This is a genomic window from Proteus sp. G2675 (genome assembly GCF_963886535.1).
Classification (GTDB): Bacteria; Pseudomonadota; Gammaproteobacteria; order Enterobacterales; family Enterobacteriaceae; genus Proteus; species Proteus mirabilis.
The window spans coordinates 122,234-137,713 of record NZ_CAWPCB010000028.1 but is presented as its reverse complement, the minus strand read 5'-3'; the positions used below and the strand labels follow the sequence as shown (position 1 = coordinate 137,713).

The following is a 15,480-nucleotide window of genomic DNA, read 5'->3' as shown; positions in this document are numbered from 1 at the left end:
CGGTTTTGATAACTCGTTTTGATAACTTTTTGATAACCGTTTCAATATTGATAATAAAAACGGGAACTAATAAGCTCCCGTTAACTATTTATCAAATCAACAATTACATATGTTTGATAATCGCGTCACCAAACTCGCTACATTTCAGCAGTTTAGCACCGTCCATTAGACGTTCAAAATCATAAGTAACGGTCTTCGCTTCGATCGCGCCTTCCATACCTTTAATGATTAAGTCAGCGGCTTCTGTCCAACCCATATGGCGTAACATCATCTCCGCGGAGAGAATAATAGAGCCTGGGTTAACTTTATCTTGTCCGGCATATTTTGGTGCTGTTCCGTGAGTCGCTTCAAATAATGCACACTCATCACCAATATTAGCGCCAGGAGCAATCCCAATACCGCCAACTTGTGCTGCTAATGCATCAGAAATATAGTCACCGTTTAGGTTCATACAAGCGATAACATCATACTCGGCTGGGCGTAACAGGATTTGTTGTAAGAATGCATCTGCGATAACATCTTTAACAATAATATCTTTGCCTGATTTAGGGTTCTTAATTTTAACCCAAGGACCACCATCTAACAGCTCACCACCAAATTCTTCACGGGCTAATTCGTAACCCCAATCTTTAAAGGCACCTTCGGTAAATTTCATAATATTACCTTTATGCACCAATGTAACGGAGTCGCGATCGTTATCAATTGCATATTCAATCGCTGCACGAACTAAACGTTTAGTCCCCTCTTCTGAACAAGGCTTAATACCGATACCACAATCTTGTGGGAAGCGAATTTTGGTTACACCCATTTCATCTTGCAGGAACTTAATCACTTTATCAGCTTCTGCTGAACCGGCTTTCCACTCAATACCGGCATAGATATCTTCTGAGTTTTCACGGAAGATAACCATATCCGTCAGTTCTGGGTGTTTTACTGGGCTTGGAGTTCCTTTGTAATAACGCACTGGGCGCAGGCAAACGTAAAGGTCGAGTTGTTGGCGTAGTGCCACATTTAATGAACGGATACCACCACCTACTGGTGTAGTAAGAGGACCTTTAATAGAAACACGATATTCACGAATAAGATCTAAGGTTTCTTCTGGCAGCCAAACATCTTTACCATAAATTTGTGTTGATTTTTCACCGGTGTAGACTTCCATCCACTCAATCTTACGTTCATTGCCGTAAGCTTTTTCAACCGCTGCATCAACAACTTTTAACATTGCTGGCGTGACATCGATACCGATACCATCCCCTTCGATATAAGGGATAACCGGATTATTTGGAACAACAAGCTTACCTTTAGCATCTAATGTAATTTTAGCACCATTAGCCGGAACAACTACTTTGCTTTCCATTTACCTCTCCTTTCATGTAAGCGCACGCTTTGTTAATTTTTTGTAAGAGACCTGTCAATACTACTTGATTATTCAGCTAACGCCAATCGCTTCTCTTTTAAGGTATAATCAATCTCCCATTTTTGACAAAAAATAGCTATGGCAAATCAATTTAACAATAGATCGAAACTACGCAAATCTCACGCACTAGCAGGACAAAAAAAACCTTCTCGCCCCAGAGGTGAGCGTAAAGTGATTATCTTTAATAAACCCTTTGATGTCCTTGTGCAATTTACCGATGACAGCGGTAGAAAAACGCTAAAAGATTTTATCCCCATTCCTGATATTTATGCGGCAGGACGGTTAGATAGAGATAGTGAAGGTCTGTTAGTATTAACAAATGATGGCAAATTACAGGCCAAATTAACTCAACCAAATAAAAAAACAGGGAAAGTCTACTATGCTCAAGTAGAAGGCATTCCCACAGAGATAGCGTTACAACAATTTCGTGAAGGACTTAACCTAAAGGATGGGAAAACACTACCTGCAAAAATTGAAAGGGTAGAACAGCCAACGTGGGTTTGGGAGCGATTTCCACCTATTAGGGAGCGTCAATCTATTCCGACTAGCTGGTTAAAAATTACCTTATTTGAAGGAAAAAACCGCCAAGTTAGACGTATGACCGCCCATATTGGTTATCCCACATTACGCTTAATTCGTTTTAGCATGGGAAATATTACCTTGGATAATCTATTACCGGGTCAATGGAAGGAGATTAATTTTGTTTAAACCACATGTCACTGTTGCTTGTATTGTTCATGCAAACAATAAATTTTTAGTTGTTGAAGAAACGGTAAATGGCAGAGCCACATGGAATCAACCCGCAGGACATTTAGAAGCAAATGAAACCCTGATCCAAGCGGCACAACGAGAGTTATGGGAAGAAACCGGTTTAACCTTGCCGGTACAATATTTTCTGAAATTACATCAGTGGGTGGCACCGGACAATACGCCATTTTTGCGTTTTTTATTTTTGATAGAAGCACCAGAACAATTAGCCACACAACCACATGACGATGATATTAATGGCTGCTACTGGGTGACCGCGCAAGAGATAATCAATAGCCAACAATTACGTTCACCGCTGGTAAAAGAAAGTATTCTTTGTTATCAACAAAATGAACGTTATCCACTCTCTTTACTGGATAGCTTTGGTTCAACATTTGCCTCTTAACAATGACTTTCATGGTTAAGAAGGCAAAAAATGTATTCGTTTGATGCACCCTTGATAGTGATATGGTAAAGTATGGCGCTTATTTTTCCGCAGTGAGATCCATTCATGTCAGATAACAGCCAAAAAAAAGTCATCGTTGGAATGTCCGGTGGCGTAGATTCATCCGTCTCAGCCTATCTTCTTAAGGAACAGGGATATCAGGTCGTTGGTCTGTTTATGAAGAACTGGGAAGAAGATGACGATACAGAATATTGCTCAGCTTCTGCCGACCTTGCCGACGCGCAAGCCGTGTGCGATAAGCTTGGCATAGAACTTCACACTATCAATTTTGCCGCTGAATATTGGGATAATGTATTTGAACACTTTTTATCTGAATATAAAGCTGGCCGCACCCCTAATCCCGATATTCTATGTAATAAAGAGATAAAATTTAAAGCATTTTTAGAATATGCAGCCGAAGATTTAGGGGCCGACTATATTGCAACGGGCCACTATGTTCGTCGCCGTGATATTGATGGTAAAAGCCAATTACTGCGCGGTGTTGATAACAACAAAGATCAAAGCTACTTCTTATATACATTAAGTCATCAGCAAATCGCCCAAAGCCTTTTCCCTGTCGGTGAAATGGAAAAACCTGAGGTGAGAAAAATTGCCGAGAAGCTTGATTTAGCCACCGCCAAGAAAAAAGACTCTACGGGGATCTGTTTTATCGGTGAACGCAAGTTTACTGATTTCTTATCGCGCTATTTACCTGCCAAACCGGGTCCTATCGTCACCGTAGATGGCGAAACCATTGGTGAACATCAAGGGTTGATGTACCACACCTTAGGTCAACGTAAAGGTCTGGGTATCGGTGGCACAAAAGAAGGTAGCGAAGATCCTTGGTATGTAGTCGATAAAGATGTTGCAAATAACATATTAATTGTCGCACAAGGTCATGAACACCCTCGATTAATGTCCGTAGGCTTAATTGCTCAACAACTTCATTGGGTCGCAAGAGAGCCTATTACCGAAGCTTTTCGTTGCACGGTGAAAACACGATATCGCCAAGCTGATATTCCGTGTACAGTAACACCATTAGATGAAGATAAAATTGAAGTCCGTTTTGACTATCCTGTTGCTGCTGTTACACCGGGGCAATCGGCCGTTTTCTATCAAGACGAAGTCTGTTTAGGTGGCGGTATTATTGAAACACGTATTCAGGAGTAGATGTGGCTAAAGATTTTCGTGATATTACCCTTGCACTGGCAGGTATCTGCCAGGCAAGTCGTCTTGTTCAGCAAATTGCTTATCAAGGGAATGCAGACGAGAAAGATGTTGAAGTCATGGTTAACAGCATTTTTAATATCAACCCAACTTCAACCTTGGATGTTTATGGTAATCAAATAAGTCATTTGAAATTAGGTTTTCAAACTATAAAAGCTATCCATCAAGCGGTAAGAAGAGAAAAACTCACGTTTGAGTTGATGACTTATCAACAAGGCCTGATTAACCTTGAACGTATCATAAACAAAAATAACGATTATAGTTCGCATTTATCACAAAAAATATCTCAACTTGAACGACAAAAAAATTATTTTGAACCGCTTTCTGACGGATTATTTAATGCTCTCGCTGGCGTTTATAGTGATGCGGTCAGCCCTGTAGGGCCAAAAATTCAAGTTAATGGTTCGATTGAGTTGCTTAAAAACCCTATTATTCAAGCCAAAGTTCGTGGATTACTTCTGACAGGTCTTCGTAGTGCCGTACTTTGGCGTCAAGTAGGTGGTCGCCGTTTTGATTTTTTACTCCATCAAAAAACCATCTTACGACAAACTGATGATTTTCTCGCTCAATGTTAATACTTTAAAATTCAACCTGGGAGTTGCCAACAATGGAATTATCTTCGCTGACAGCGATTTCACCGATTGACGGTCGTTACGGTAGTAAAACCTCGTCGTTACGGACTATTTTTAGTGAATTCGGTCTTTTGAAATTCCGTGTACAGGTAGAAGTTCGCTGGCTACAAAAGCTAGCATCTTGCACCGACATTAAAGAAGTTCCCGCCTTTGAACAAAACGCAATCGATTACCTTGATGCAATTGTTGCTAACTTCAATGAAGATGATGCTGCTCGTATCAAAACTATCGAGCGCACCACCAATCATGATGTGAAAGCGGTTGAATATTTCTTAAAAGAAAAAGTGGCAGCTATCCCTGCACTACAGCAAGTTTCTGAGTTTATTCACTTCGCTTGTACTTCTGAAGATATTAATAATTTATCCCATGCCATCATGTTAGAAACAGCACGCCAAGAAGTGCTACTACCAGCATGGCGCGAGCTTATTGATACTATCAGTAAAATGGCGCAAGCATATCGTGATTTACCCCTGCTCTCTCGTACTCACGGACAACCGGCAACACCTTCAACGGTAGGAAAAGAGTTTGCAAACGTTGCATACCGTATGGAGCGTCAATATCGCCAACTTACTCAAGTAGAAATTTTAGGTAAAATTAATGGTGCAGTAGGTAACTATAATGCTCACCTAGCTGCCTATCCTGAAGTTGATTGGCACCAATTTAGTGAAGAATTTGTTACTTCATTGGGGATCACATGGAACCCATATACTACTCAAATTGAGCCACACGACTATATTGCCGAGCTTTTTGATTGCATCAGCCGCTTTAATACAATTTTAATTGATTTTGACCGTGATATTTGGGGTTATATCGCTCTTAATCACTTCAAACAGAAGACCATTGCCGGTGAGATTGGCTCATCAACAATGCCTCATAAAGTGAATCCTATCGATTTTGAAAATTCTGAAGGTAATTTAGGTTTAGCTAATGCCGTTATGGGTCACCTTTCCAGCAAATTACCAGTTTCGCGTTGGCAACGTGATTTAACTGACTCAACCGTACTACGTAACCTAGGTGTCGGTATCGGTTATGCATTAATCGCTTACCAATCAACCATGAAAGGCTTAAATAAATTAGAAGTTAATGAAAGTCATCTTCGTGAAGAGTTAGATAGCAACTGGGAAGTTCTTGCTGAACCAATCCAAACGGTTATGCGTCGCTATGGTATTGAAAAGCCTTATGAAAAACTTAAAGAGTTAACTCGTGGTAAACGGATCACGGCACAAGATATGATTGTGTTTATTGACGGTTTAGCGCTACCAGAACAAGAAAAAGCACGCTTAAAAGCGATGACACCTGAAAGCTATATTGGTTTTGCCAGTCAACTTGTTGATAAATTAGATTAATTTATCCAATACTTAAAAGGCAGATAATCTCTGCCTTTTTTTATATCGATGACCCGTCCTAAATAAGATAAAAACTATCTATAACTTAAACACATTGTCCGTTACGGTATTCTTTAAGTGCTAGATTGACTATCATTATCTTAATTTCTCTTACAGCAACTGATTTTTACTGATGTACACAAGGTGGAATATGCGGATCTTAATTATTGAAGATAATATCTTACTTCGCCATCATTTATCTGTGCAGTTTCGCGATGCAGGACATCAAGTTGATGCAGCACAAGATGCGAAAGAAGCCGATCACTTTATCGCAGAAAGTACACCTGATGTCGCCATTGTTGATTTAGGTCTTCCTGATGAAGATGGTATCAGCCTTATTCGTCGATGGCGGGAAAATAATATTACTATTCCTATTATGGTATTAACGGCTCGAGAAAGCTGGCAGGAAAAAGTGACCGCATTAAATGCCGGTGCTGATGATTATGTGACAAAGCCTTTTCATTTTGAAGAGATCGTGGCACGCGTTCAGGCATTAATGCGAAGAAACATGGGCATTGCCTCACAAATACTGACTATTGCCCCTTTTGAGTTGGATTTATCACGTAAAGAGTTCATGATCTTAGGTGAGCAAATCAAGCTCACTGCATTCGAATATACTATTTTAGAAACATTAATGCGTAATCAAAACAAAGTGGTGAGCAAAGATGTGCTAATGCGCCAACTTTATCCTGATGCAGAGCAGCGAGAAAGTCATACCATTGATGTGCTTATGGGGCGTCTGCGCAAAAAAATTCTCCAAAAATATGATAATGATGTCATTGTAACTGTACGTGGACAAGGTTATCGTTTTGATATGAAAGCTTAATATGCATAAAAAACAACGTTCGCCCTTCTCTTTACGAACAAGATTTTTACTTGCCACCAGCGCCATTATTTTAGCACTGACACTCTCTTATGGTTTGGTTGCCATAGTCGGTTCTATTGTCAGTTTTGATAAAACGACTTTTATGCTAATGCGTAGCCAAAGTAATCTCTACTATAGCTTAGCGCAATGGAAAGATGGGCAATTGCAGATTGAATTTCCGACTAACCTCAATAACAACAACACATCGCTGGTGGTTATTTTCGACGAGAAAGGCAATGTGCTATGGACGCCAACGGATTTACCTCAGGTGATCCCAAACAGTATCGCGCCAAAATGGCGCAATAAAGAAGGCTTATTTGAAATTAGTGTGAATGTTAAAACGACACGTTTTATGTTACAGCAACTGCCTCAATATCGAGCCTATCTAAAAAAACTCAACGAATATTCAAGTAATGATACCTTAACGCATTCCGTGGTTATTAATCACTATCCTGCGGCGGATAATATGCCTTATCTATCCATTGCGGTTATCGATCCTATTCCTCAAAGTCTGCAAAATGTAAGTAGAGTCTGGGATTGGTTTCTCTATATATTACTAGCTAATTTTCTTTTGGTGATCCCATTAATTTGGTTAGCAGCCCATTGGAGTTTAAGGCCGATTAAATCCATTATTGAGCAGATCAGCGCGTTGGAAAAAGGCACTCGCGATAATTTAGATGAAAATCCCCCTAAAGAGCTCAAAGGATTAGTTTATAATCTCAACATTTTATTGCGTAATGAACGCAACCGTTATAGTAAATACCGTACCAGTTTATCTGATCTGACCCATAGCTTAAAAACCCCCCTTGCTGTTTTACAATCAACATTACGTGCCCTACGTGCTGGCAAACAAATGTCTATAGAACAAGCTGAGCCAATTATGCAAAGTCAAATTGAACGAATTTCACAGCAAGTTGGTTATTATTTACATCGAGCTTCTCTTCACGGCGATCACGATATAACAACACGCAAGCTCCACTCTTTATCAGGCTTACTTGACAATCTTTGTAGTGCACTTAATAAAGTCTATCAATCCAAAGGCGTTGATATAACGTTAAATGTTTCCCCTGAAATGATGTGGTTAGGTGAAAAGAATGATTTTATGGAAGTCATGGGAAATGTACTTGATAATGCTTGTAAGTACTGCTTAGAGTTTGTCGAAATCAATGTAAGTCATGATGACAATTGTGTGATTATCACCGTAGATGATGATGGCCCAGGAGTCAGCCCAGAAAAAAGGGAGCTTATTTTTCAGCGTGGTACACGTGCAGATACATTGCGCCCAGGACAAGGTTTAGGATTATCAATTGCTGTTGATATTATTGAGCAATATAACGGTGATATCACCATTACCGATAGTCCATTAGGGGGGGCAAGACTCATCGTCACCTTTGCTGAGCAACAACTCACTACTGAAATAGAGTAACGCTCTTCTCTATCAACTTATATTATTGCTGATTTAATTTAGGTCTTATCACAATAAGATTGCGAGATGTATGATAACTACGCAGTTGTCAGTATATTACTCGTTATTACTCACATTGCACCAAGGAATGTTTAGCAGGAAGTTGTAATTCATTATATGATATTTTTAGGCTTCCCAAATTCAGGAAATACACAATGGACTATAAACTTAATTTAGATTGGCAATCATTTTTAGAAAGCCATTGGCAAAAACGTCCTTTATTAATCAAAAACGGCTTCTCTGGTTTTGTTGATCCTTTATCTCCTGATGAACTTGCAGGTCTTGCAATGGAAGATGAAGTGGATAGCCGTCTTGTGAGTTGTCAAGATGGGCAGTGGGGAGTTAAACATGGGCCTTTTGAGCACTTTGAAGGTTTGGGCGATAAAGATTGGTCGTTATTAGTTCAAGCGGTCGATCACTGGCATTTTCCAAGTGCGGCATTGATGAAACCTTTTCGTGTGTTACCCGATTGGCGTATTGATGATTTGATGATCTCTTACTCTGTTCCCGGAGGCGGTGTGGGTCCTCATCTTGATCAATATGACGTATTTATTATTCAAGGGCAAGGTCGTCGTCGTTGGCGTGTGGGTGAGAAAATCCCAATGAAACAGCACTGCCCTCACCCGGATTTACTTCAAGTTGATCCTTTTGACGCCATTATCGATGAAGAATTAGAGCCGGGTGATATTCTGTATATTCCACCTGGATTTCCTCATGAAGGTTATGCCATTGAAGAATCACTAAACTATTCTGTTGGCTTTAGAGCACCTAATGCACGAGAGCTATTTAGCGGTTTTGCTGACTATGTTTTAGCAAATGACTTAGGAAGCTACCGTTACAGTGATCCTGATCTTACTCCTCGAGATAATCCGGCATTAGTCCAGCATCAAGAATTAAATAAGTTGCATGATATGATGGAAGACTTACTTGCCCAACCCGAAGTATTCCGTCATTGGTTTGGGGAGTTTATTTCTCAATCTCGCCATGAACTTGACTTGGCCATTCCTGAACCTTTATATGAAAATGCTGAGATCCACGATTTACTGCAACAAGGTGAACAACTTCATCGTTTAAACGGTATTCGCGCACTGCGTGTTGGTGATAGTTGCTTTGTTAATGGTGAATTAATGGATACTCATCATATTGAAGCTGCAGATGCCCTTTGCCAATATGATTGTATTGATAAACAACATTTAGGTGATGCTTTAGCAGATCCAAAATTTATACGTTTATTGACGCATCTTGTTAACCAAGGCTATTGGTATTTTGAAGATTAAGTATAAATAAACTATTTTTATACAAACACACCCAGCTAATTATAGCTGGGTGTTATTTTAACTATGTTAATAAACAGTAACTGTTATCTTATTAAATAATACATTGCCTCTTTTAGTAACGTTCTTGTGCCATAAAATAACCATGGCAAAATGATAAAGAACGCACTCTGTAGCCCTAAAAGTAACCAGGTATGCTTATCATTTGATAAATATAAAGAAAATATAATAAGATGGGTAATTAAAAAATAGCTGAAAACGATAATAAACGATGCTTTATACTCTTTTTTACTAAAAGTATTATCACTGGTTATCGGTATTTTTTTACACAGACATTCTGATCTTGTTTGTTTTATTATTATTTTGGAGAGTACAGCCATTACCATTACGCAAATATCCTTATATCATTTTATTTAGATTATAAAGAATATTATTTGAAATAATCGGCCAATAACTTATAAAAAACAAACTTATTTTTAAAGTTTAATTTTAAATAATATGAAAACAAACCCTATATTTAAAATATAAAGATAAAATAATAGCCGAGATTGTCGGCTATTATGGGGCAATTATTTTACATAACTGCTCTATTAACAAATAACTTTTGCTTTTTCTCTTTCGGCAGTAATTTCAGCAATTCGCATAATAACACTTACTGCGGCTTCCATACCTTCTAAAGAGATAAATTCATGTTTGCCATGAAAATTATACCCACCCGTAAAGATATTTGGGCAAGGTAATCCGCGGTAAGAGAGCTGAGCACCGTCTGTACCACCACGAATAGGCTTAATATCAGGTTCAATATCACAATCAATCATTGCTTGTTTTGCAATATCAATAACATGTGGATACTGAACCACTTTATCATGCATATTGTAGTAGCTATCATCAATAGTTAGTTCAATATAGCAATCAGGATGTAGACCTTTACCTACTTTTTCAGCAATCGTGATCATGTTTTGTTTACGCTTTTCAAACTGATTGCGATCAAAATCACGAATAATATAGTGCATTTCGGCTCTTTCCACCGTACCTTTAATACTTTGTAGGTGATAAAAACCTTCATAGCCTTCTGTGTTTTCAGGGGTCTCTTCAACAGGTAATTCTTGATGAATACGCGAAGCGAGTCCTAACGCATTTACCATCACGCCTTTGGCACTACCGGGATGAACATTATTACCAACGATTTTAATACTCACAGAAGCGGCATTGAAATTTTCATATTCCAATTCGCCCACACCACCACCATCAACGGTATATGCCCAGTTAGCACCAAATGCTTTTAGGTCGACATAATGTGCACCACGCCCTATCTCTTCATCCGGCGTAAATGCAATACGGATATCACCATGAGGTCGATTTTGTGCTTTTAAACGTACCATCGCAGTGACTATCTCTGCGATACCGGCTTTATCATCAGCACCTAATAGAGTTTTACCATCCGTTGTAATTAATGTTTTACCAATCATTGAGTGTAAAATTGGAAACATAACCGGTGATAATACTTCATCACCAATACCTAGCGCGATATCACCACCACGGTAATCTTCAAGCACTTGAGGTTTTACATGTTTACCTGAAAAATCAGGTGAAGTATCAAGATGGGAAATAAAGCCAATAACAGGTACAGGCCAAGATACGTTAGAGGGCAAACTCGCCATAACGCATCCTTTATCACTGAGTGTCACATCAGAAAAACCCAGTTTTTTTAATTCTTGTACCAGTGCCTTCGCTAATTTTAGCTGACCATCGCTACTTGGTGACATTTTCGATGATGGTTTCGATTGTGTATCAAAACTAATGTATTCAAAAAACCGTTCTAATAATTTATCCATTTTGCCCCCTAAATCTCTCTAATAACAATAATAGGGAACTCTATAAAATAATTATTGCGTCAAATCAGCTTTAGGATCATTAATTAAATCAAACAATTTATGGACATATGCATCAACCACTTGGCTTGCGGGGCCATAATGTTTTTCTTCAAACTCACTCTCCACTAAGCTAGGTTCAAGGTTAAGCTCAACCGTGTGAGCCCCTGTTAACCGTGCTTCATGGACAAACCCAGCAGCAGGATAGACATTCCCCGAAGTGCCAATAGCGATAAAGAGATCTGCCTGTGCTAAAGCGTGATAAATTTCATCCATGCCGATTGGCATTTCGCCAAACCAAACAATATGTGGACGTAGAGGAGAGGGAAATTGGCAACAATGGCAATAATCTGTCGTTGATAAATCCCCTTTCCATTCAAAAACTTGACCTGATTGCGGACAGCGGACTTTCAGTAACTCACCATGCATATGGAGAATATGTTTACTCCCTGCTTTTTCATGTAAGTTATCAATATTCTGCGTGACCAGCAGGAAATTGTCCTTTCCTAGATATTGCTCAAGTTTTGCTAATGCATAATGTGCTTCATTAGGTTGAATTGAGGGTTGTTGTAATTGACGACGGCGCTCATTGTAAAACTGCTGAACCAGTTTAGGGTTGCGGTGATATCCCTCTGGCGTTGCCACATCTTCAACGCGATGCTCTTCCCACAATCCATCTTCTGATCGAAAGGTTTTTATACCTGATTCAGCCGAAATGCCCGCCCCGGTTAGCACCACTACTTTGGGTAAATTCATTTCATGTTCCGTTTTATGGGTTAAATGAAAATAACGACAACGTGAGTGTTGTCTACGTAAACTTTTTATCTTACGAAACTTCCTAAGCCGACGATGACGAAGTTTAAGTTTCATCATGGCAATCCTTGGTTTTTATATTTAACAATCAATAAAAATTGATAACTTTACTGTCTTATTTCCGTTTATATCCATTTTATGTCAATAAACTTACTGTCCACTTAAAATTCTAGCAGGATCGAGTTTAGTTGCTCGACGAGCAGGATACCAACTGGCAATCAAACTCAAAATAACCGTCGTCAAAAATACGGAGAAAACATCAATTGCATGTATTTCTGAAGGTAAGAAATCGACAAAATAGACATCTCCTGATAGCACACTATGCCCTGTCATGGATTCAATTACCGAGACAATAGGGGTTAAATTTAGTGAGACAACTACCCCCATAATAACACCGGCCACGCATCCGATCATGCCTGACAACAGTCCGTACCATAAGAAAATATTGCGAATATGGCTATCTCTTGCACCTAACGTTCGTAAAATAGCAATATCTCCGCTCTTATCTCTTACCGCCATAATCAGCGTCGAGACAATATTAAAACAAGCAACCCCAATCACTAAAATCATTGAGAGATACATAATGCTGCGGATCATCTGAATATCGCTATACATATAACCATAATCGCTGATCCAGCTTTTAGCATAAACATAGGCTTGGCTATTTAAGCCTGCATTATGAATAATTTCATTAGCTAGAAATGGATCGCTTGTTTTCACTTCAATACCCGTAATTCCTTTGCCGTAATCAAGATACTGTTGCGCATCTGCCAATGGAATTAACGCTAATTGGTGATCGAGCATACCACTGAGTTTAAATATGCCACTGACTTGTAAACGAATGCGTTTAGGTTGTAATAGCTTTTTCGGATCATCATTGTTAGGGATCAGAATAGTTAACCAATCACCTTGTTTGATTTTCAAAGCATCGGCAACACCTTGGCCAATAATGATTTGCTGTTGACCCGCTTGAAAATGTTGCCATGCATTATTTTGCACATAGCTCGGTAATAAACTGATATCACTTTGTTTATTCGGTTCAACCCCCATCACTTGTACCGCTTTTAATTCGGTTCCTTTTTCAAGTAATCCGGTTAATAAAATATAGGGGGCAGCAGCAACAACACCCTCAGTATTTTCAATCCGCGATAGTGCCGGTTGCCAAGATATAAAGGGTTGTTCTACCGAATAAATTTGTCCATGGGGAACCACAGAAAGAATGCGGTTTTTTAATTCACGTTCAAAACCGTTCATGGCACTTAATCCGATAATCAATACCGCTACACCCAACATAATGCCCAGCGTTGAGATAATCGAAATTAATGACACCATACCAGCACGTTTTCGTCCTTTTGAAAAACGTAATGCGGTAACTAAAGCAAGTGGCAACTGCGCCATTATTCCACTCCTGAAATCGCTTCTTGAGACTCTAATTGACCATCTTTCATTTCAAGTTGACGTTGAAAGCGTGCCGCGAGAGATAAATCATGAGTAACAACCAAAAAGGCAGTTTTCTTTTCTTTATTTAATTTCATGAGTAATTCGAAAATACCTTCCGCATTTTTTTGGTCAAGATTACCTGTCGGCTCATCGGCTAAAACTAACGCCGGATCGTTTACTAAGGCTCTAGCAATAGCAACACGTTGTCTTTCTCCCCCAGATAACTCAGAAGGACGGTGATGTGCACGAGCAGTTAATCCTACGGCATCAAGTAAAGACATCGCTTTCTGTTTGGCCTTTACTGCACTCATTCCACCAATCATTAGAGGCATTGCAACATTTTCTAATGCAGTAAAATCAGGTAATAAATGGTGGAATTGGTAGATAAAACCCAATTGAGTATTACGTAAATCCGCCTTTGCCGTTGAAGTTAATTTATTGAGCGATTGCCCTTTAAATATCACTTCACCTGAGGTTGGAGAGTCTAAACCACCCAATAAATGTAATAGGGTACTTTTACCTGAACCTGAGCTGCCGACAATCGCCATAAAATCACCTTGATTGATCGCGAAAGAGACGGATTTTAAGACTTGTGTTGAAATAGCACCATCTTGATACTGCTTACAAAGTGCATGACATTGTAATAAAGGGGTATTACTCATAACGTAGCGCCTCTGCTGGCTGAATAGTTGCGGCCCGCCAAGACGGGTATAAAGTCGATAATAGTGAAATCACAATAGCGGCAAAACCAATCATAAAGACTCGGCTCCACTCTAAAGTCGCGGGTAATTCTACCCCATGAGGAATAAGCCCTACCGCAGGCATAATCACATTTAGTTGGCTTGATAGTAACGCCCCTAACAAACCTCCCGCAATAGCACCTAAAATACCGGCACCTGCCCCTTGTAGCATAAAGATGGACATTATCTGTGAACGCTTTAACCCCATGGTTTGTAATATTGCCACTTCACCTTGTTTTTCCATCACCAGTAATGAAAGCGAAGTAATAATATTAAACGCGGCGACCGCAATAATTAGGCTTAATAATAAGCCCATCATATTTTTTTCCATTTTCACTGCTTGGAAAAACTCGCCCTTTCGTTCACGCCAATCTTTCCAACTTAAACCTGCTGGCAAAGGTTCAGCACTGTATTTTTCAATATTAAGAGGGGTTGAGAAGAATAGACGCCATCCGGTAATATTGCCGGGTTGATAGCGCATCAAACGCGCCGCATCTTGTTGATTGACCAGAAGTTGAGAAGCATCCGCATCACCGCCACTTTGGAAAATACCTTTGACTGTAAACAGTCGTTGGCTAGGCACTCGGCCCATTGGGGTGAGTTGGCTTACGCCGGGAACAATAAGGCGAATGCTATCCCCTTCTTTGGTTTTTAGCTGTTTAGCTAAACCACTACCGAGGATCACACCATATTCTCCCGGTTTTAATAACGAGAAATCGCCATAGCGAATAAACTGTGTTAGGGGTTCATCTTGTGCTTTGTCAATCCCTAACATCACGCCAACACCGATATTATCTTTACTTTGTAATACCACATCCCCTTCAACTAAAGGAACGACATTGATAACATCTTCTCGTTTTAATAACATTTGTGCAGTACTATCTTGTTTGGGTAGCTGCCCATTGGGTGTTGTGATAACAGCTTGTGGAATATAGGCCAAAATGCTGTTTTGTAATGAGCGTTCAAAGCCATTCATCACAGAAGTCACTGTGATCAATGCCGCAACACCCAGCATAATCCCTAAAGCGGATAGCCATGAGACGAATCGACCAAATTTGTCGACTGCGCGACCCCGCATATAACGGAGCCCTATAAAAAATGAGACAGAATTGTACATGAAAACTGTGCTGTTCCTGTTGCTAATGCTAAGTGTTCAGGG

The 15,480-nt window shown here is 39.5% G+C and carries 14 protein-coding genes; 8 read left to right on the top strand and 6 right to left on the bottom strand.

Annotation, left to right across the window (positions count from 1 at the left end):
* Positions 1–103 precede the first annotated feature (103 nt).
* A complete protein-coding gene (gene icd, locus AACQ49_RS07955; protein WP_004247120.1) occupies positions 104–1,357 on the bottom strand; it encodes an NADP-dependent isocitrate dehydrogenase in 1,254 nt (417 codons plus the stop codon).
* A gap of 138 nt (positions 1,358–1,495) precedes the next feature.
* On the opposite strand from icd, the gene rluE reads away from it, so the two are divergent.
* The 8 genes from rluE (at position 1,496) to AACQ49_RS07915 (ending at position 9,460) form a co-directional block, all read left to right on the top strand.
* Positions 1,496–2,125: a 23S rRNA pseudouridine(2457) synthase RluE gene (rluE, locus tag AACQ49_RS07950; RefSeq protein WP_004247841.1), complete on the top strand. Its 630-nt coding sequence runs from the start codon at positions 1,496–1,498 to the stop codon at positions 2,123–2,125.
* On the top strand, positions 2,118–2,570 hold the full coding sequence (locus AACQ49_RS07945; RefSeq protein WP_004251825.1) for an NUDIX hydrolase: 453 nt from the start codon (positions 2,118–2,120) through the stop codon (positions 2,568–2,570). Before rluE ends, AACQ49_RS07945 begins: the two co-directional genes overlap by 8 nt.
* A gap of 105 nt (positions 2,571–2,675) precedes the next feature.
* Positions 2,676–3,779: a tRNA 2-thiouridine(34) synthase MnmA gene (gene mnmA / locus AACQ49_RS07940; RefSeq protein ID WP_004247117.1), complete on the top strand. Its 1,104-nt coding sequence runs from the start codon at positions 2,676–2,678 to the stop codon at positions 3,777–3,779.
* Between the two features lie 2 nt (positions 3,780–3,781).
* Positions 3,782–4,411, top strand: coding sequence for a high frequency lysogenization protein HflD (hflD, locus tag AACQ49_RS07935; protein ID WP_004247840.1), 630 nt, complete (start codon positions 3,782–3,784; stop codon positions 4,409–4,411).
* Between the two features lie 32 nt (positions 4,412–4,443).
* Entirely contained in the window at positions 4,444–5,814 is a 1,371-nt protein-coding gene (purB, locus tag AACQ49_RS07930) for an adenylosuccinate lyase (RefSeq protein ID WP_004247115.1), read from the top strand.
* A gap of 190 nt (positions 5,815–6,004) precedes the next feature.
* On the top strand, positions 6,005–6,679 hold the full coding sequence (gene phoP / locus AACQ49_RS07925; RefSeq protein ID WP_004247114.1) for a two-component system response regulator PhoP: 675 nt from the start codon (positions 6,005–6,007) through the stop codon (positions 6,677–6,679).
* 1 nt (position 6,680) lies between these two features.
* A complete protein-coding gene (gene phoQ, locus AACQ49_RS07920; protein WP_004251833.1) occupies positions 6,681–8,144 on the top strand; it encodes a two-component system sensor histidine kinase PhoQ in 1,464 nt (487 codons plus the stop codon).
* 194 nt (positions 8,145–8,338) lie between these two features.
* Positions 8,339–9,460 (top strand): ribosomal protein uL16 3-hydroxylase, encoded by a 1,122-nt coding sequence (locus AACQ49_RS07915; RefSeq protein ID WP_004247836.1) that lies wholly within the window; start codon positions 8,339–8,341, stop codon positions 9,458–9,460.
* Between the two features lie 587 nt (positions 9,461–10,047).
* On the opposite strand, the gene pepT is transcribed toward AACQ49_RS07915, so the two are convergent.
* The 5 genes from pepT to lolC form a co-directional block, all read right to left on the bottom strand.
* Positions 10,048–11,292 carry a peptidase T gene (gene pepT / locus AACQ49_RS07910; protein ID WP_004247111.1) on the bottom strand — a complete coding sequence of 415 codons (1,245 nt, stop codon included), beginning with the start codon at positions 11,290–11,292 and terminating at the stop codon, positions 10,048–10,050.
* A gap of 51 nt (positions 11,293–11,343) precedes the next feature.
* A complete protein-coding gene (cobB, locus tag AACQ49_RS07905) occupies positions 11,344–12,201 on the bottom strand; it encodes a Sir2 family NAD+-dependent deacetylase (RefSeq protein WP_004247834.1) in 858 nt (285 codons plus the stop codon).
* A 90-nt stretch (positions 12,202–12,291) separates the two neighbouring features.
* Positions 12,292–13,539: a lipoprotein-releasing ABC transporter permease subunit LolE gene (lolE, locus tag AACQ49_RS07900; protein ID WP_004247833.1), complete on the bottom strand. Its 1,248-nt coding sequence runs from the start codon at positions 13,537–13,539 to the stop codon at positions 12,292–12,294.
* Complete coding sequence (gene lolD, locus AACQ49_RS07895; RefSeq protein ID WP_004247832.1) at positions 13,539–14,243, bottom strand: lipoprotein-releasing ABC transporter ATP-binding protein LolD; 705 nt, start codon at positions 14,241–14,243, stop codon at positions 13,539–13,541. The genes lolE and lolD overlap by 1 nt, the downstream gene beginning before the upstream one ends.
* Entirely contained in the window at positions 14,236–15,438 is a 1,203-nt protein-coding gene (gene lolC / locus AACQ49_RS07890) for a lipoprotein-releasing ABC transporter permease subunit LolC (RefSeq protein ID WP_012367767.1), read from the bottom strand. Before lolC ends, lolD begins: the two co-directional genes overlap by 8 nt.
* Positions 15,439–15,480: the final 42 nt, after the last annotated feature.